The organism is Burkholderia sp. AU33545, assembly GCF_020419685.1.
GTDB classification, from domain to species: Bacteria; Pseudomonadota; Gammaproteobacteria; order Burkholderiales; family Burkholderiaceae; genus Burkholderia; species Burkholderia diffusa.
In genome coordinates, this window is the sequence record NZ_JAIZRQ010000002.1 from 587,663 (window position 1) to 604,011 (window position 16,349).

19 protein-coding genes are annotated in these 16,349 nt (G+C 68.2%); 11 read left to right on the forward strand and 8 right to left on the reverse strand.

Annotation, left to right across the window (positions count from 1 at the left end; translation table 11 throughout):
* Nucleotides 1-24 precede the first annotated feature (24 nt).
* Nucleotides 25-369 carry a DUF3088 domain-containing protein gene (locus LGM71_RS08540; RefSeq protein WP_124628100.1) on the forward strand — a complete coding sequence of 115 codons (345 nt, stop codon included), beginning with the start codon at nt 25-27 and terminating at the stop codon, nt 367-369.
* A 223-nt stretch (nt 370-592) separates the two neighbouring features.
* Here the strand turns inward: LGM71_RS08540 and LGM71_RS08545 are convergent, their stop codons facing one another.
* Nucleotides 593-1,276 carry a helix-turn-helix transcriptional regulator gene (locus LGM71_RS08545; protein ID WP_151049369.1) on the reverse strand — a complete coding sequence of 228 codons (684 nt, stop codon included), beginning with the start codon at nt 1,274-1,276 and terminating at the stop codon, nt 593-595.
* A 272-nt stretch (nt 1,277-1,548) separates the two neighbouring features.
* On the opposite strand from LGM71_RS08545, the gene LGM71_RS08550 reads away from it, so the two are divergent.
* The 8 genes from LGM71_RS08550 to LGM71_RS08585 all read left to right on the forward strand — a co-directional run bounded on the left by LGM71_RS08550 (nt 1,549) and on the right by LGM71_RS08585 (nt 7,482).
* Complete coding sequence (locus LGM71_RS08550; protein ID WP_059685956.1) at nt 1,549-2,241, forward strand: DUF2589 domain-containing protein; 693 nt, start codon at nt 1,549-1,551, stop codon at nt 2,239-2,241.
* A 210-nt stretch (nt 2,242-2,451) separates the two neighbouring features.
* Nucleotides 2,452-3,135 (forward strand): DUF2589 domain-containing protein, encoded by a 684-nt coding sequence (locus LGM71_RS08555; protein ID WP_226114614.1) that lies wholly within the window; start codon nt 2,452-2,454, stop codon nt 3,133-3,135.
* Complete coding sequence (locus LGM71_RS08560; RefSeq protein WP_226114615.1) at nt 3,119-3,565, forward strand: lysozyme; 447 nt, start codon at nt 3,119-3,121, stop codon at nt 3,563-3,565. Before LGM71_RS08555 ends, LGM71_RS08560 begins: the two co-directional genes overlap by 17 nt.
* 169 nt (nt 3,566-3,734) lie before the next feature.
* On the forward strand, nt 3,735-4,850 hold the full coding sequence (locus tag LGM71_RS08565) for a poly(3-hydroxybutyrate) depolymerase (RefSeq protein WP_226114616.1): 1,116 nt from the start codon (nt 3,735-3,737) through the stop codon (nt 4,848-4,850).
* 55 nt (nt 4,851-4,905) lie between these two features.
* On the forward strand, nt 4,906-5,448 hold the full coding sequence (locus LGM71_RS08570) for a hypothetical protein (RefSeq protein ID WP_124628093.1): 543 nt from the start codon (nt 4,906-4,908) through the stop codon (nt 5,446-5,448).
* Complete coding sequence (locus LGM71_RS08575) at nt 5,445-6,065, forward strand: hypothetical protein (protein WP_124901235.1); 621 nt, start codon at nt 5,445-5,447, stop codon at nt 6,063-6,065. The genes LGM71_RS08570 and LGM71_RS08575 overlap by 4 nt, the downstream gene beginning before the upstream one ends.
* A 111-nt stretch (nt 6,066-6,176) precedes the next feature.
* On the forward strand, nt 6,177-6,794 hold the full coding sequence (locus LGM71_RS08580) for a hypothetical protein (protein WP_059600108.1): 618 nt from the start codon (nt 6,177-6,179) through the stop codon (nt 6,792-6,794).
* Between the two features lie 70 nt (nt 6,795-6,864).
* On the forward strand, nt 6,865-7,482 hold the full coding sequence (locus LGM71_RS08585; protein WP_059600109.1) for a hypothetical protein: 618 nt from the start codon (nt 6,865-6,867) through the stop codon (nt 7,480-7,482).
* 65 nt (nt 7,483-7,547) lie between these two features.
* Here the strand turns inward: LGM71_RS08585 and LGM71_RS08590 are convergent, their stop codons facing one another.
* Nucleotides 7,548-8,435, reverse strand: a complete 888-nt coding sequence (locus LGM71_RS08590; RefSeq protein ID WP_226114617.1) for a DMT family transporter — start codon at nt 8,433-8,435, stop codon at nt 7,548-7,550.
* A gap of 126 nt (nt 8,436-8,561) precedes the next feature.
* On the opposite strand from LGM71_RS08590, the gene LGM71_RS08595 reads away from it, so the two are divergent.
* Nucleotides 8,562-10,019 carry a PLP-dependent aminotransferase family protein gene (locus tag LGM71_RS08595; RefSeq protein ID WP_226114618.1) on the forward strand — a complete coding sequence of 486 codons (1,458 nt, stop codon included), beginning with the start codon at nt 8,562-8,564 and terminating at the stop codon, nt 10,017-10,019.
* A 42-nt stretch (nt 10,020-10,061) separates the two neighbouring features.
* Here the strand turns inward: LGM71_RS08595 and LGM71_RS08600 are convergent, their stop codons facing one another.
* On the reverse strand, nt 10,062-11,495 hold the full coding sequence (locus tag LGM71_RS08600; RefSeq protein WP_226114619.1) for a nicotinate phosphoribosyltransferase: 1,434 nt from the start codon (nt 11,493-11,495) through the stop codon (nt 10,062-10,064).
* A 74-nt stretch (nt 11,496-11,569) separates the two neighbouring features.
* A complete protein-coding gene (locus LGM71_RS08605) occupies nt 11,570-12,610 on the reverse strand; it encodes a bifunctional nicotinamide-nucleotide adenylyltransferase/Nudix hydroxylase (protein ID WP_059685934.1) in 1,041 nt (346 codons plus the stop codon).
* A gap of 185 nt (nt 12,611-12,795) precedes the next feature.
* Here LGM71_RS08605 and LGM71_RS08610 point away from each other — a divergent pair, with 185 nt between their 5' ends.
* On the forward strand, nt 12,796-13,248 hold the full coding sequence (locus LGM71_RS08610) for a type II toxin-antitoxin system RatA family toxin (RefSeq protein ID WP_226114620.1): 453 nt from the start codon (nt 12,796-12,798) through the stop codon (nt 13,246-13,248).
* A 7-nt stretch (nt 13,249-13,255) separates the two neighbouring features.
* On the opposite strand, the gene speD is transcribed toward LGM71_RS08610, so the two are convergent.
* The 4 genes from speD to LGM71_RS08630 are packed head-to-tail and all read right to left on the reverse strand — an operon-like array spanning nt 13,256 to nt 16,346.
* Entirely contained in the window at nt 13,256-13,633 is a 378-nt protein-coding gene (speD, locus tag LGM71_RS08615) for an adenosylmethionine decarboxylase (protein WP_226114621.1), read from the reverse strand.
* Entirely contained in the window at nt 13,630-13,776 is a 147-nt protein-coding gene (locus LGM71_RS08620) for a hypothetical protein (protein WP_014898738.1), read from the reverse strand. Before LGM71_RS08620 ends, speD begins: the two co-directional genes overlap by 4 nt.
* Entirely contained in the window at nt 13,776-15,284 is a 1,509-nt protein-coding gene (locus LGM71_RS08625; RefSeq protein ID WP_226114622.1) for a DUF4178 domain-containing protein, read from the reverse strand. Before LGM71_RS08625 ends, LGM71_RS08620 begins: the two co-directional genes overlap by 1 nt.
* Nucleotides 15,285-15,293: 9 nt before the next feature.
* Nucleotides 15,294-16,346, reverse strand: coding sequence for an SPFH domain-containing protein (locus LGM71_RS08630; protein WP_226114623.1), 1,053 nt, complete (start codon nt 16,344-16,346; stop codon nt 15,294-15,296).
* Nucleotides 16,347-16,349: the final 3 nt, after the last annotated feature.

The following is a 16,349-nucleotide window of genomic DNA, read 5'->3' on the forward strand; positions in this document are numbered from 1 at the left end:
ACTACCACTGATAGCGAGGCCATCATGAAAGACACGCTGTTCATTCTCCGCCCGGGTTTCTTCAAGGACTCCGAAGGTCCGTTCTACTGCGGCGACTCGGTTGCCGTCGAAGGGCTGCTGAGCTTCTATCCGCAGTTGCGCGACGCCGTCTCGGTCGAGTACGTCGACGCGCCGCGGCCGCGCCGGCCGATCGTCGCGCTGATCGGCGAGGACAACCAGTCCGCGCCGGTGCTCGTCCTGGGCGACGGGCAGGCGCCGAAGGACGACGCGGTCGGGATTCGCGAACACAACGGCCGCCGCTTCATCGATTCGCCGGCCGATATCCGGCGCTACCTGTCCTCGCAATACGGCGTCGCGCACGTCGCGTAAGCACGCCGGCGCCCGGTGTCGACGGGCGCCGCCGAACGGGGCGCGCGGCCGGCGCGGCCCGTTCGCCGTTTCCGGCACGCACGTCGCCGTGCGCGCGCGACGTACTCGGCCTCGCGGCTCGCCGCTACCGATGACCGGCCGGGCACCCCGCCTCCGGCCCGATGGACTTCAATGCAACGCGACACCGGATGCTGGCACACACCGGGGCCCGCCGCGACCAGCCTCAGCCGGGCGAACTGCAGACGGGCGCGAACGCGAATGCCGCCGGCTCGGACGGCACGTGGCGTGCGAGCCACAATGCGGCCTCGGTCCGGTTGCTCACGCCGATCTGACGGAACAGCGCATACAGGTGATTCTTGATCGTGCCTTCCGCGACGTTGAGCACGCGGCAGATCTGCTTGTTCGACTTGCCTTCGGCCAGCAGCCGCAGCACGTCGCGCTGGCGCGGCGTGAGGCGCTCGAATGCGCGATCGTCCCCGGCCGGCACGCCGCCCGGGCGCGCCTGCGTCGCGCCGCCGTCGCTCGGCGGCACGTAGATCGCACCGGCCGCGACCCGGCCGAGCGCGTCCGCGAACTCGTCGGCGCTCGCGTGCCGGTCGATGATGCCGGCCGCCCCCGCCAGCAGCGCATCGGCAATCGTGCGGCGGCACACGGTGGCCACCACGCACAGCCACGGCGCGCCAGCGAACGTCTCGTTCAGCACGCTCGGCCAGCTCGGCCGCGCGGCGTGCTCGTCGCATTCGATCGTGATCGCCTCGACCGTCCCGGGCAGCAACGCGTCGCGCAAGCGCAAGACGTCCTCGGGACGGCGGGCCGACCACACATGCCAGTCGACATCGCGTTTACACAGTACGTCCGCCACGCCCGCGACGAATAACGGCGGGCTATCGATCATCAGAACGTTCATTGCGCGGTTTCCTCGAAATCGGGATGCTCGGTTTAGGTTTTTTTGCTTCCCTACCCGGCGTTTTTTTACCGCTCTTTTACCCGCCGCGCACTAGGCCCGTCGCTCCGTGACGAATGGCCTAATTCATCCACGCCGCGCGTACCGATGCCCGCCGAGGGCCGGCCATGGCCGCCGGACGTGACCGACGTCATATTTTGTAAACGTCTTCAATTTCCTAATGTAAATAAAGACAACGAATTTCCGTTGTCTTCAACACGAAGAGGGGTTTATTCATGGACGCGAATTTCATCGGCTCAGTGATTAACGCTTTACCCATGGACCAAATGATCGCCGGCCCGTTAAAGGCGATGATCAGCGCGCAGACGCAGGCCGCGAAGAGCTACGCGGATTTCCTGATGCAGGTCTGCATCCAGGGCGGCAAGGCCGTGGCCGTCCAGTTCGACTACGACGAGACGCTGGTGGACGAAGCCGGCGTGTCGAAGGGCGTCGTGCAGAAGACGATGCGCATCCCGCTGCTCGCGGCGATCGTCCATCCGATCATCGCGATCGAGGAAGGCACGATCGACTTCGAAATGGAAATTACGCAATCGGAGAAGTCGTCGTCGTCGACCGAGGCCGGCGGCGAATTCCAGGCGAAGTTCGGCTGGGGGCCGATCAGCGTCAGCGTGTCCGGGCGTGTCTCGCACAAGGCGGAGCAGACGCGCAGCACCGACACGCGCGCGAAATATTCGATCCATACGCAGGTGAAGCGCCAGTCGCCGCCCGAAGCGCTGATGCGCGTGATCGACTTCCTGACCGAAGCCGCGACCAAGCCGGTCGTCACGGAAGGCAACGCGAAGGCCGTGAAGCCGCTGCCGGCGACGCCGACCGACGGCAAGCTGGTCGGCGATGCGTCGGCGGCGGGCGGCGGCACGGCCGCGCCTGCCGGAGCCGGTTCGGATGCCCAGCAGCCGGCGCACGCGTAAGCGCGCGGGCCGGCCATGTTCAGGCTCTTCAGACGGTCTCGCCGCGCGGACGGCGGGCACGACGATGGGGATACGCGTCCGGGCGGCAGCACAGCCCGACCGGAACCGGACGCGACGGACCCGCCGCCGGCCGGTGCGGCGGCCGGCAATACCGGGACGGTCGCGGGCACCGGTGCCTCGGCGGCGGTAACCGCCGATCCGGTGCCCCACGTGCCGCCCGAGGCCTCCGGCTCGCCGGCCGGGGCCGCGCCGGGCACGCACGACGCACCGGGCACCGCGGCGCCCGGCGCGTCCGCCGGCGGCCTGCCCCCCGCTCCGCCCGCCCCACCGGCGCCGCCGGGCACGCCGGCCGACGACGAGCGCCCGCCGCCACGCGGCATCGCGCTCGACGAAATCGCGCGCGGGATGCAGCACGCCGCGGCCGCCGCGAACCAACTGCTCGCGCACCAGTACACGGCCGTGCTCGATCAGTTCTTCGACCTGCGCGACGACGGCCTGCTCGCGCCACGCGAGGTCACGGTCGCGCTCGACGCGGAGCACACGATGCCGGTGCCGCTCGTCGCGCTCGCCACGCCGCGCGGACTCGCGCTCGACCGGATGATCGTGCACCTGACGGTGCGCGGCGACTTCACCGAGGCGTTGCCGGCCGGCGGTGTCGCGGGCGACGACGACCAGCGCGGCCGCTTCTACGTGACGTTCGCGCCGCGCTCCGGGAAGAAGGACGCGCAGGGCAACGCGCGACAGCGCGACACCGAGCACATCGACATCGAAATGCAGTTCGCGGCGCTGCCGCCGCCCGAAGCGATCATGCGCGTGATCGACGAATACACGCATCGCCTGGTGCCGCGCGCACGGCCGGGCAGCAAGGAGAACGACGATGGCGAACCAGCCTGAACACACCGGTGAGCAAGGCATCGCGCTGATCAAGCAGTTCGAGGGGCTGCGGCTCGCGCGCTATCTCGACGCGGTCGGCAAGCCGACGATCGGCTACGGGCACCTGATCCTGCCGCACGAGCGCTTCACACGACCGCTCACGCCGGCCGAAGCCGAGGCGCTGTTGCGGCGCGACCTGCGCGGCGCCGAGCTGAACCTGCGCAAGCTGCTGCGCGTGCCGGTCACGCAGCAGCAGTTCGATGCGCTGATGTCGTTCGTCTTCAATCTCGGCGCGGGACGGCTGCGTTCGTCCACGCTGCTGCGCTACCTGAACGCCGGCGCGTGCACGCGTGCGGCCGACCAGTTCCTCGTCTGGAACAAGGCCGGCGGCAAGCCGCTCGCGGGGCTCACCAAGCGCCGCCAGGTCGAGCGCGCGCTGTTCATGTCGTGAGCGCCGCGGCACCGCACCGGCCGAACGTCACGGGTCGCCGCGCATGTCGTTCGCGCCATTTCGCACGTAGTCGGCGGCACGTAAGCTGAAACCGTCGCTGAAGTCTTGCCGCATCCGTTCCAGCCGTCCGTCATTCGCCACTCGTTACTCGTCACGACAGGAGTCCCGCATGAAGGTCACTCGCTCGCCCGGCCGCACGACGCCGCCCCGTTCCACCGTTTCGCGCACGCTGCGCCGCGTGCTCGGCGCCGCATGCGTCGCCGTTGCCGCAGTGGCGACGGTCGCGCCGCACGCCGTCGCCGCCCCCGCCGATCCGCTGCCCGCATACGGCGCCGACCTCAAGCGCACGTCGGTGTCGGGGCTGTCGTCCGGCGGCTTCATGGCCGCGCAGTTCGACGTCGCGTTCTCGAGCCGGCTGATCGGCGCGGGCATCGTGGCGGGCGGGCCGTTCTACTGTGCGGGCGTGAACGAGTTGATCCCGCCGGCGGTGGCCGCCACCACGCTGTGCATGCAGCCGATCGGCCCCGCGCCATCCGCGGCCGATGCATGGCGCGCCGCGCGCATGTTCGCGCAGCGCGGCGAGATCGACGATCCGGCCGCGCTGCGCGGCCAGCGCATCTACGTGTTCAGCGGCGCGAAGGATACGGTGGTGTCGACGCGCGTCGTCGACCAGACCGCGCGCTTCTACACGCTCGCGCAGGTCCCGGCCGCGAACCTCCAGTACCGCGAATCGCCGGACGCCGGGCATGCGTTCATCACGAACCGCCCCGAAGACAACACATGCAGCGCGAACGCGAGCCCGTATATCGACAACTGCGGCTTCCAGCAGGCGCACGACATCGTGCGCTGGATCTACGGCACACCTGACAAGCCGCTCAATCCGCCGGCCGCTCAGGCAGGCGGCAAGCTGCTGAAGTTCGATCAGCGCACGTTCGATCCGCAGCGCGGCGCGTCGCTCGGCGACACGGGCTACGCATACGTACCGGCCGACTGCGAGCGCGTGGCCTGCGCGGTGCACGTGGTGTTCCACGGCTGCGTGCAGAACGTCGCTGCCGTCGGCGAGAAGATGATTCGCGGCGTCGGCTACAACGAGATCGCCGATACGAACCGGTTGATCGTGCTCTATCCACAGGTCGAAAAATCGGCCGTCAATCCGCTCGGCTGCTGGGATTTCTGGGGCTATACGAGCACCGATCCGCTCCACCCCGGCTTCTACCGCCGCGACGCGCCGCAGATGGCCGCCGTGATGCGGATGGTGCAGCGCCTCGGCGCCGCGCGTCAGTAATCCACGTATCGGCCGCCATCGCGCCGTCACCGCCCCTTCATCACGAGGAATCGCCATGTTCTCCACGTTCATCGCCCAATGGGAACGCGCGCACGCCGACGCGCTCCAGCAGTTCGGCAAGGTCGCCGCGCAGGCGACCGGCACCGGCTGCACGCCCGGCGGCCCCGCGTGGCGCGCGTTCGCGCACACCGCGCTGCTCGCCGGCCACCGCTACACGGATGCCTGCCAGGCCGCGACCGACGCGTTGTGGCGCGGCCAGCTCGAACGGTTCGCGCCCGGCAGTTCGGCCGCCGCGGTCAAGGAGCTGGCGGCACTGAACGCCGATCTCGCGACACGCGTCACACAGAGCCATCTGCAGCATGCGGGCGCGATGGCCGACGCGGCCGCGCAATATCTCGACGATCTCGGCCGCACGCGCGGCCCCGCCGATGCCTTGATGGCGCTCGGCCGCTTCGCGGGCGATCTTCAGGCCCAGGCGCGTGCACATGCGCTGCACGTCGCGTCGCTCGCGAATGGCGTCGCGCCCGCGCTTGCGCAGTGGGCCGACCGCACGCTGCGCGACGATCGCGGCACGTCCGATCAGGAGCAGGCGTCATGAACATCAAGCTCCGCTTCGTCAATCGCTCGAACGACTGCGGCAACAGCGAGGTCGTGCTGTTCCAGCGCGACGTGATCCCCGATCTCGACGCATTCGCGATCGCGTGGAAGGTGATCCGTTATTGCGGACGCGACTGCTTCCATCCGTTCGACTACTCGACCGACATCGACGTCGCGCTCGGCGACGAGCACGGCAACTTCTCGCCACGCGTCACGGCGCCCGCCGGCGTGCGCTTCGTGGTCGACGCGCAGCCGACGGGACGCGGCCGGCTCGTGCCCGACCCGGCCGACGCACCGGGCGGCGACATCGAGGTCGTCAACCGGCTGCGGCGCGGCGCCGTGAACGTCAACGCGTTCAGCGCAGGCCGGCTGATCGCGGTGAAGGAAGCGGTCGCACCCGGGCAGAAGGCCGTGTTTCGCTTCACGCCGACGCTGTGGATCGGCGTGGCGTCGCAGATACAGGAAAGCCGCGCGCTGCACGCGGCGGTGCTATCGAGCGCGAACACGCTTCTGCCGCTGGCGGGCGTCGCCGCGGCCGACATCGTGATGACGGGCGGCGGCACCGGCACCGACGCGCAGCCGTTTGCATTCGCGCTCGAACACATCGTGCGCGCGTAGCGCCGCCAGACACGGATTGAACCGGCTTGACGGCACGGCTTCGCGGCCGGGCCGGCGGGAAAGGTGTGCGGCAGACCGACTGCCGTCTTTTCAAACTCAAGGAGCAACGACGTGGATATCCAACTGAACCTGATCAACCGCTCGAACGACGCCAACAACTCGAGCGTCGTGATCTTCCAGAAGAACGTGGCGACCGACTTCGACGAACTCGCGATCGCGTGGAAGGTGATCCGCAATTGCGGCCAGGGCGACAACCATCCGTTCAAGTTCCCGATGACGATGAGCGTGAGCGCGAGCGACAGCTGGGGCAACTACATGCCGCAGCAGGTCGCCTCGAACGGCCAGGTGTTCCAGGTCGTGCGCTCGAGCTCGGGCGACGTGCTGCAACTCGGCGGGGACCCGGGCGCGAGCTCCGAGGTGCAGGTGCGCAACGACCTGCCGGCCGGCGCGATCAACGCGACGATCTACAAGGACGGCAGCGCGCTTGCGCGCAAGACGTCCGTCGCGCCGGGCCAGAAGGCCGTGTTCCAGTTCAAGCCGACGATCTGGATCGGCGTCGCATCGCAGATCGAACAGGGTGCGCTGATGAATTCCGCGGTGATTTCCGACATCAACACGGAACTGTCGCTGCTCGGCATCGCGAGCGCCGACATCGTGATGACCGGCGGCGGCCCCGGCCCGCGCTCGATGCCGTTCACGTTCCGGCTTGAAAACGTGGTGATGGCGTAACGGTTCGTGCGCCGGCGATGCACGGCCGGCGCCCATTCAATCAGTTATCCAAATCGAACCAAGGTGACTCATGGACATCAATCTCAACTTCGTCAACCTGTCGAACGACGTCAACAACAGCCAGATCGTGATCTTCCAGAAGAACGTGTCGACTGACTTCGACGAGCTCGCGATCGCGTGGAAGGTCATCACCAACTGCGGGCGCGGCGACAACCATCCGTTCGTGTTCCCGATGCTGACGACCGTCTCCGCGAGCGATGCCGACGGCAACTACATGCCGCAGAAGCGCGCGGACAACGGACAGGTCTTCAACGTGTCGCGCTCGACGTCGGGCAACGTGCTCGCGTTGGCCGGCCCGGCGCCGACGTCGCGCGAGATCCAGCTGCGCAACGACCTGAGCCAGGGGGCGATCACCGCGTCGGTCTTCAAGGACAACCGGCTGCTCGCGCACAAGACGGGCATCGTGCCGGGGCAGAAGGCCGTGTTCGAGTTCAAGCCGACGCTGTGGATCGGCACGGCGTCGCAGATCGAACAGGGCGCGGTGATGAATTCGGCCGTGCTGTCCGACATCAACACCGAACTGTCGCTGCTGGGGATCAAGAGCGCGGACATCGTGATGACGGGCGGCGGCGGCGGCACCACCGCGACCGCGTACCAGTTCCGGCTCGCGAACGTGGTGATGGGGTAAGCCGCAAGCCGCGCCCGCGCGACGGCGAACGGGTGGCACCCGTCACGTCGTCGCGCGCCGGCGCGTCAGCCCGCGCGCTGCGCGGGCGCCATCTTCGAGAAGTACTTCGCCCCCGCGACGCAGCCGACAACCACGGCCGTCACGGCGAGCATCGACGGCGGCACCGTCTCGTGCAGCAGCCCGGCCGCGAGCAGGAAACCGAAGAACGGCTGCAGCAACTGAAGCTGGCCGACGCCCGCGATCCCGCCGAGCGCGAGGCCGCGATACCAGAACACGAAGCCGATCAGCATGCTGAACAGCGACACGTACGCGAGCCCCCACAGCGCGGCAGCGTCGACGCCGTCGAACGTCGCGGGCCACGTGAACCACGCGAGCGGCAGCATCACCGGCAGCGACAGCACGAGCGCCCACGAGATCACCTGCCAGCCGCCGAGCTGGCGCGACAGGCGCGCGCCTTCCGCATAACCGAGCCCGCATGCGACGATCGCGGCCAGCATCAGCGCATCGCCCACCACCGACGCACTTCCGCCGTTGCGCAGCGCGAACGCGGCCACCGCCCCGCTGCCGACCAGCGAGAAGATCCAGAATGGCAGCCGCGGCCGTTCGCCGCCACGCCAGACACCGAACAGCGCGGTCGCGAGCGGCAACAACCCGACGAACACGATCGCATGCGCGGACGTCACGTGCTTGAGCGCGAGCGCCGTCAGCAACGGGAAACCGACCACGACCCCGAGCGCGACGACGACGAGCGACGCGGTCTCGGTCCGCGTCGGCCGCTTCTGTTTCAGCGCGACGAGCAGGATCAGGCCGAGCACGCCGGCGATCGTCGCGCGCGCGAACGTGAGGAACAGCGGATCGAGCCCCTGAACCGCGACGCGCGTCGCGGGCAGCGAGCCACTGAAGATGATCACGCCCAGCAGGCCGCTGAGCCATCCGTCGGTCGTCTTTTGCACGGGAAATCCTGATCGGAAAAAGGTGAATGACCGATGATCCGCCGCCCGTGAAAAGCGCGTAAGCTACAGCCCAATACAATTCGGACAAACTGTACTGGACAACCGTCCGTACAGTTCCCTCTCGCCATGAGCCGTTCCATGCAAGCCCCTGCTCCGCCCGCGCCGTCGCGCACCCGCGTGGAAACCGTGATGGACACGCTGCGCGCACGGATCGCGAGCCGCGCGCTGATGCCCGGCGCGCGCGTGCCGTCGATCCGGATGATGGCCGACTCGCTGCACGTGTCGAAATCGACCGTCGTCGACGCATACGAGCGGCTCGCGAGCGAAGGCGTGCTCGTCGCGCGGCGCGGCTCCGGCTTCTACGTGTCGGGGCACGCGCCGCCGCTCGCGCTCGCCGAACTCGGCCCGCGCCTCGATCGCGAACTCGATCCGCTGTGGCTGTCGCGCCAGGCGCTCGAGGCGGCGCCGAGCTCGGTGAAGCCGGGCTGCGGCTGGCTGCCGTCGTCGTGGCTGCCGGACGAAAGCCTGCGACGTGCGCTGCGCGCGGTGTCACGCGACGAAACCGACGCGCTGACTGACTACGCGACGCCGCTCGGGCTGCCCGCGTTGCGCCAGCAGTTGGCGTGGCGGCTCGCGCAGCACGGCGTCCATGCGGAACCCACGCAGATCATGCTGACCGACGGCGGCACGCACGCGCTCGATCTCGTGTGCCGGCTGCTGCTCGAGCCGGGCGACACCGTCGTGCTCGACGATCCGTGCTACTTCAACTTCCAGGCGCTGCTGCGCGCGCATCGCGCGCGCATCGTCAGCGTGCCGTACACGCCGAGCGGCCCCGATCTCGCACGCTTCGAGCAGGTGCTTGCCGAGCATCGGCCGCGCCTGTACATCACCAACGCGGCGCTGCACAACCCGACCGGCGCGACGCTCGCGCCGCCGGTCGCGCACCGCCTGCTGACGCTGGCGGCCGAGCACGGCCTGCTGATCGTCGAGGACGACATCTTCGCGGATTTCGAGAGCACGCCCGCGCCGCGCCTCGCGGCATTCGACGGGCTGTCGCGCGTCGTGTCGATCGGCAGCTTCTCGAAGACGCTGTCGGCCGCAATCCGCTGCGGCTATGTCGCGGCGCGCCCCGAATGGATCGACGCGCTCGTCGACCTGAAGCTCGCGACGTCGTTCGGCAATGCGCAGATCGGCGCGAACATCGTGCACCGGCTGCTGATCGACGGCACCTACCGGCGCCATCTCGACGGCCTGCGTGCGCAGCTGGCCGATGCGATGGGCGAAACGATGCGGCGGCTCGCGCGCGCCGGGCTCGGGATCTGGACCGAACCGCGCGGCGGCCTGTTCGTATGGGCGGAACTGCCCGACGGGCTCGATGCCGCGCGCGTGGCGCGTCATGCACTCGACCACGATGTGGTGCTCGCGCCCGGCAACGTGTTCAGTGCGTCGCACGGCGCGACATCGTTCATGCGCTTCAACGTGTCGCGCTGCAAGGGGCCGGCGGTGTTCGATGCGCTGGCGCGGGCGATGGAGGCAACGCGTGCGGCGGAGCGCAGCGGTCGCACACTGGCTGGCGACCGATGAACATCCACGGCGGCGGAGCGCACGAACGCCCCGCCGCCGCCCTCACATTTGCGCCGCGTGCGCCCTCGCCCGCACCTCGGCGAACGTCGTATCGACCAGCATTCTCCCCGTATCGAACACCGTTTCGAGCGCCTCGTCCCATTCGCCTTCCAGCGCGCGATCGTCCCATGCGACCGGCAGCGTCACCGTCCGGTATTCGCCCGTGCGCCGATTGCGCAGCAACGTGAGCCGCCCCTTCTTCGAGCGCTTGCCCTGATCGGTGACCGGATCCTTGCGGACGTCGTGCCATACGTCGCCACGACGGATCGCCGAACACTTCATCGCGAAGCGCTGCGTATCGCGGTTCACCTGCTGCAGCAGCGCGCCGCCCATGCCAAACACGACGTTGCCGGCCGCATAGCCTGCGTCGTCGAGCGCGGAGAGAATCACGTCGATCGACAGCTCGTCGACGCCGTCACCCTGGATCACGCGGACATGGTTCAACACGCGCCGTCCCTTGCCGTTCACGGACGAACCGAACGATGCGTCGAGCGCGCGCACGGTCTGCAGCACGATCGCGACGGGGTCGCCCGAATCGGGACGCACGACCAGCGTCGCGCCCGAATCGATCACGGCTTGCCGAAGCTCGCCGCCCCACATCTCGAGTGCGGCGAACAGATCGTAGGAGTCCGACACGACTGACACGATCGCGCCGGGCAGACCGAAGCGGGCGATCATGTTGCGATACGCATCGGCTTCGTGCTCGCGCCCCCAGGACGTGATCGTGCTGTGCTCGGCCGCCGGCACCGAATACGCGGCCATCGGCTCGCGATAAAAGCGGTTCGCGGCCAGCACGCCGAGCACCGTGTCCGAACCCATGAAGCTCACGAGATGCGCGGCGCCGCCGATCGCGGCCGATTCCGCGCTCGATACGCCACGCGCGCCGAAGTCGTGCAGCTTGAACGGCAGTTGCGCGAGATCGTCGTCGGTCTTCTCGAGAAAGCGTCGGATCGTCTGCCGCAGGTGCCAGCTGCGCGTCGCGACCGTAACCGGGTACCACACGCGCAGCAGCATCGTCTCCAGATACGACGCGAGCCAGAACACCTTCGGGTCGTCGCATTCGACGGTCATCAGCACGTTGTGCACCGGCACGATCGAACCCTCGGGCACCGCGCGAATCTTCACGGGCAGGTAGCCGTCGTAGTGCTCGACGATATGGCGCCAGCCGTCCTCGTTGAACGGCTCGCCATGCACCGCGAAGAAATCGCGGGCTTGGTCGATCATCGCGTGCGTGACGGGCCGGCACAGATATTCCTTCAGCAACATCTGCAGGCCGAAGAACAGCGTGCGGTCGTAGCGGCCGCCGCGCGACTCGACGTACGAGAACATCGCCTGCGCGTCGGGCGGATATTGCAGGAAGTGGGAAGCCTTGTACGAATCCGTGTTGAGGATCGGATTGGCGAGAACCGCGGCAAAGCCGCCGGGATCGTTTTGCATGGCTAGAGCTCCTCTAGGCCGTTGAAGTGCCGCCGCGTCTGTCGCGACGGACCGGAATCCGGGGAATCAGCGCGTCACAGCTTCCCCAGGAAGTGATACGCGATCTCGAAGTGATCCTCGAACATCACGTTGCGCATCTGCGCGAATTCGTTGAGCGGCACCCAGCGCGCCTTGTCGGCGTCGTCGCTGCCCTTCACGCGCGGCAGCTCGCCGGTCGGGAAGTTGAACAGGCACGCGTGCGTGATCGTGCGGCCGCGCAGCGAGCGGGCCGGATGATCGAACACCTGGCGATCCTTGATCGAGCCGCGCAGCACGGGCTCCGGCAGCTTCAGGCCGGTTTCCTCGCGCAATTCGCGGATACACGCCGCGTCGAGCCGTTCGTCCTGGTTCACGAACCCGCCCGGCAGCGCCCACAGGCCGCGGCCCGGTTCGCTGCGCCGGCGCACGAGCAGGATATGGCCCGAGTGCACGACCACCGCGTCGACCGTCACGAACGTGACCGGATACGGTGCGGCCGACCATGCCTTGCGATACGCGGCGATGAATTCGGCCTCGGCCTTCAGCTGCGCGAATTGCGGCTGCGTGCGGAAATGCTCGAGCCAGCCGAACACGGGTTCCGGCACGGCCCATTGCACGAAGCTGTTGGTGCGTTCTGCGAAATACTGGTCGCGGATTTCGGTGGCGGAGATATCTTCGGTCGCATCGACGTCGACGAGTTCCCATTGCGGGAACATCCGCAGGTAATACGACGTGGCGTCCTTTTCGTGGCCGATCAGCCCGACCTTGCGCTGCGCGACGTCGCCGAGCGCGGCGGCCACCGCATCCTGCACCCAGCGCACCCAGTCGCCGTCGTTGTACGTCGAATCCTGCACGGGCGCGACCGTCACGCGCTCGCGCTCTGACGGCTCGAGCAGCGAGGCCAGCATCTGGCAGCGCTCGTCGAACGAGAACGGATCCTTGATGGTGCGGGGCTTGTCGGTCGAACCGATCAGCACGCACACGCGCTCGGCCCGGCTCAGTGCCGACTTCAGCACGTTCAGGTGACCACGATGCGGGGGCTGGAAACGACCAATGAAAACGAGCGCGTCGAAGCGCCGGTTCTGTTGCGTACTCATGAGGCTCCCTCAAGAGATTGAAACGCTTCGGGTCTGTCCCGAAGGCATGGAATCGATCGTAGGGGAATTCCCGCAGAAGGTCAATCGAGCACGCGCTCGACTTGACGAAGTCTGACGAAATGCGCGGCACCGGCGCGGTACACTCGATTTCATCCTAATCCGCGCCCTGGCGCCCGCCATCCATCATGAGGATCTCAGTCAGCCGGACCGTCGGCGTCGATCGCAGACGCCTCTTCACGTGGTCGCAGGACTACGCGCGGCGGCTCGTATGGGACAGCTTCCTCACCGACGCCTATCTGCTCGACGAAACGACGGCCGACGTCGGCGTCGACGCGTTCTGCCGCAGTCAGTCGGGCGCGACGATGGTGTCGCGCTACATCTCGTACCGCCCGCCGCAGGTCGCCGCCGTCGAAATGGTCGAAGGGCCGAAGGTGCTCGAACGCTTCAGCGGCAGCTGGAACTTCACCGAACACACGCCGGGTTCGACCGAAGTGAAATTCACGTACCACTTCCGCGCGCAGCCGTCCTGGCTGCGCTGGCTGCTCGAACCGCTGATCGGCGCGTTCTATCTCGTGCATACGCGCCGGCGTCTCGATTCGTTCAAGCGCTGGGCCGAAGCGGAGGCGTTGCCGCACTGAGTGTCGCTCACGCGATGCCGCGCGTCACCTGCCGCCGGACCTGCGCCTGCGTACCGAGCGCAGCGGCGATCGCGTCGACCGCATCGGCCGCGCGTGCCGCGCCGCACATGAACGCATCGACGGCCGCGAAGCAATGCTCGGGCCACGTATGGATCGTGATGTGAGATTCGGCGAGCAGCACGACACCCGTCACGCCATGCTCGCCGCCGAAATGATGAAAGTGCGCACCGATCACGCGCGCGCCTGCCCGTTGCGCCGCTTCCGTCAGGATCGTTTCAAGCCGTGCGGCATCGCGCAGCAGCGCCGCGTCGATGCCGGCCAGGTCGGCCAGCACGTGCGAGCCGAGCATCGCACGCGGTGCGGCGAGACCGTCGCGCGCGGTCATTTGTGAGACCCGTACGACGAGTAGCCGCTGCGCGCCGACGAACTGCCCCAGCCGCTGCCACCCGACCCGCTGCCGCCGAGCGACGCGCAGCTGAACAACGTGACGACGACCAGTCCGTAAAGTCCGTAGAGGATGTAGCGCATTACGCGTTGCCCCCGTCCGACGCGAAACCCTTCCACAGCCATTCAGGCAGCCACAGCACCAGCAGGCCGACCAGCACGTAGACGGTGCGGCCGCTGAACGAGAACAGCGAGCCCATGTTGAAAATCACGAGCAGCGCGCTGAACACCCACGGCAGCGGCGCGAAACTGTGCGGGTGTTTCCCGCCGAACAGGCCCGTCGACGCGGTGGCGCCCGTCGCAGCCGCCGTCGCGAGCGCCGGCGTGCCGAAGCGCTCGGCCAGCGCGCTGCCCGACAGCGGCCGCGCGCGCGACCACACGATCTCCGCGGCGCTGCGCTCGCGCGTCAGCTTGTCCTTCTGCCAGCCGTAATCGATGATCGACGTGCGATCGCCCACCTGCACACGCCAGTTGAACGCGCCCACCACGTAGACGACCTCCGATTCATACGCCTCGCGCAGGCGGTAGGTCTTGCCGCCGTCGGTCACGTCGGACTCGCCGCCGATCGTCGGCCAATGGTCGAGCACCTGCACGCGTTCCCAGCGCCCTTCGCTCTGCACGAGCCACAGGAAGCCGCGCTTCGGGTTCAGCAGCAGGTATTCGTCCCACGTCTCTTCGTCGCCCGGCACGCGGCATCGCATCATGCCGATCACCGTGTACTTCACGCCGTCGAACGTGCCGATTGCACCGAGCTCCAGCGCACCCTTCACCGATTCGAGCTTGCGCTGCGCCGCGAACACGGTCTGCTGCTCGGCCGTACACTTCACGCCAGCATGACAACTGCCGCACACGACGTAATCGGCCACGTTCGGCGCATAAGACAGCGGCGCGCCGCAGCTCGGGCACGCGAACGGCACCATCTCCGCGCCGCGCTTCTCGCGCGTATCGGTCTCGGTATCGCGCAACCCGGTGAACGCGAGCGCGTCGAACTCCAGTGCCTCGCCCGTATAGACGGCGGGGCTCCCGCCGTTCACATCGGCGTCGGAATAGTCGAAGGTCGCGAACGCGTTGCCGGTGCGCAGGTCGACGACGCGCGCTTCCCAGCCCGCGTCGACGCGGAACGGCAACTCGCCGTCGCCGCCCGTGCAGCGCGCGGTGCGCACGTCGGACACGAGAAACGCGCGGCCGCCGTGGTCGATCCGCATACCCGGTTCCAGCGTGCCGAACGCCGGCCACGCGCCGCCGGATGCGTCGTCGGGCTCACGCACCGTGACCGCATACTGGCCCGACGCATCCGACAGCCAGCCGAACGCGCCGTCGTCGAATACGACGTACCACTCGCTCCACGCGCCGGCGTCGTAGGTCATCTGGAGGCGGCCGAGCACCGTGAACGCGCGCTTGCCGTAGCGTCCGGCCGTGCCGATCTGGATCGGCGACGCGTCGTCGAGCACCGTGGCCAGCTCGCCGATGCGTTCGACGTCGGTGCCGCGCTTGAGCAGCGTGCTGCGACAGAACGCGCAGACGGCCATCACCGCCGCCGCCGAGCGAAACTCGACCGGCGCGCCGCACTGGGGGCACGAAGTGCTGAACATGCGCGACGCTTAACGGGTGAGCTTCGCGAGGATTTCCGCCTTCGCGCGCGAATAGTCCTCTTCGGTCACGAGGCCCTTGTCGAGCAACGCCTTCAGTTGTTCGAGACGCTGCACGTAATCGGTTCCTTCGGCCGGTGCGGCCGGCTGCGCGGCGGCGACCGGTGCCGCAACGGGCGCGGGCGGTGCGGCCTGCGCCGGTTGCGCGGCGCCCGCGATCTGGCCGGCCATCGCCTGCCCGATCGCCGCGCCGGCCGCGAGCCCCGCGCCGACGCCCGCGATGCCGCCCGGGTTCTGCGCGGCCAGCGGGATCGCCTGTGCCGTCTGGTATTGCGTCGCGCGGGCGAGATCGCCGGCCATCCCCGCGCCGATCCGCAGGTCGAGCGCCTTCTGCAGCTCGGCCGGCAGCGATACGCTTTCGACCGCGAACGCATCGAGCGCGAGGCCGTAGCGCGTGAACACCGGGACCAGCGCCTCGGCGACGCGTTGCGACAGCAGCGTCTGGTTCGCGGCCATGTCGACGAATGGCACGTCGGCCGAGCCGAACGTCGTGCTCATCGCGGTGACGACCAGGTTGCGCAGCTGCTGTTCGAGATCGTCGACCGTGTACTGCGCGCGCGTGCCGCTCACCTCGCGGTGGAACGCGGCCGCGTCGACGATCCGGTATGAGTAGATGCCGAACGCGCGCACCTGCACGAAGCCGAATTCGCGATCGCGGATCGTCACCGGCTGCGCGGTGCCCCAGCGCCGCCCGAGCTGCAGCCGCGTGCTGAAGAAGTAGACATCCGACTTGAAAGGCGACTGAAAGAACTTGTCCCAGTTCTTCAGATACGTAAGCACCGGCAGCGTGCGCGTTTCCAGCTTGTACAGGCCCGGCTGGAACACGTCGGCGACCTTGCCTTCATTGACGAAGATCGCGACCTGCGTTTCGCGCACGGTCAGCTGGCCGCCGTACTGGATCTCCTGGTCTTCCATCGGATAGCGCCAGGCGAGCACGCCGTCGGTGTCTTCCGTCCATTGCAGGACGTCGATGAACTGCTTGCGGATAAACGAACCCAGACTCATGTC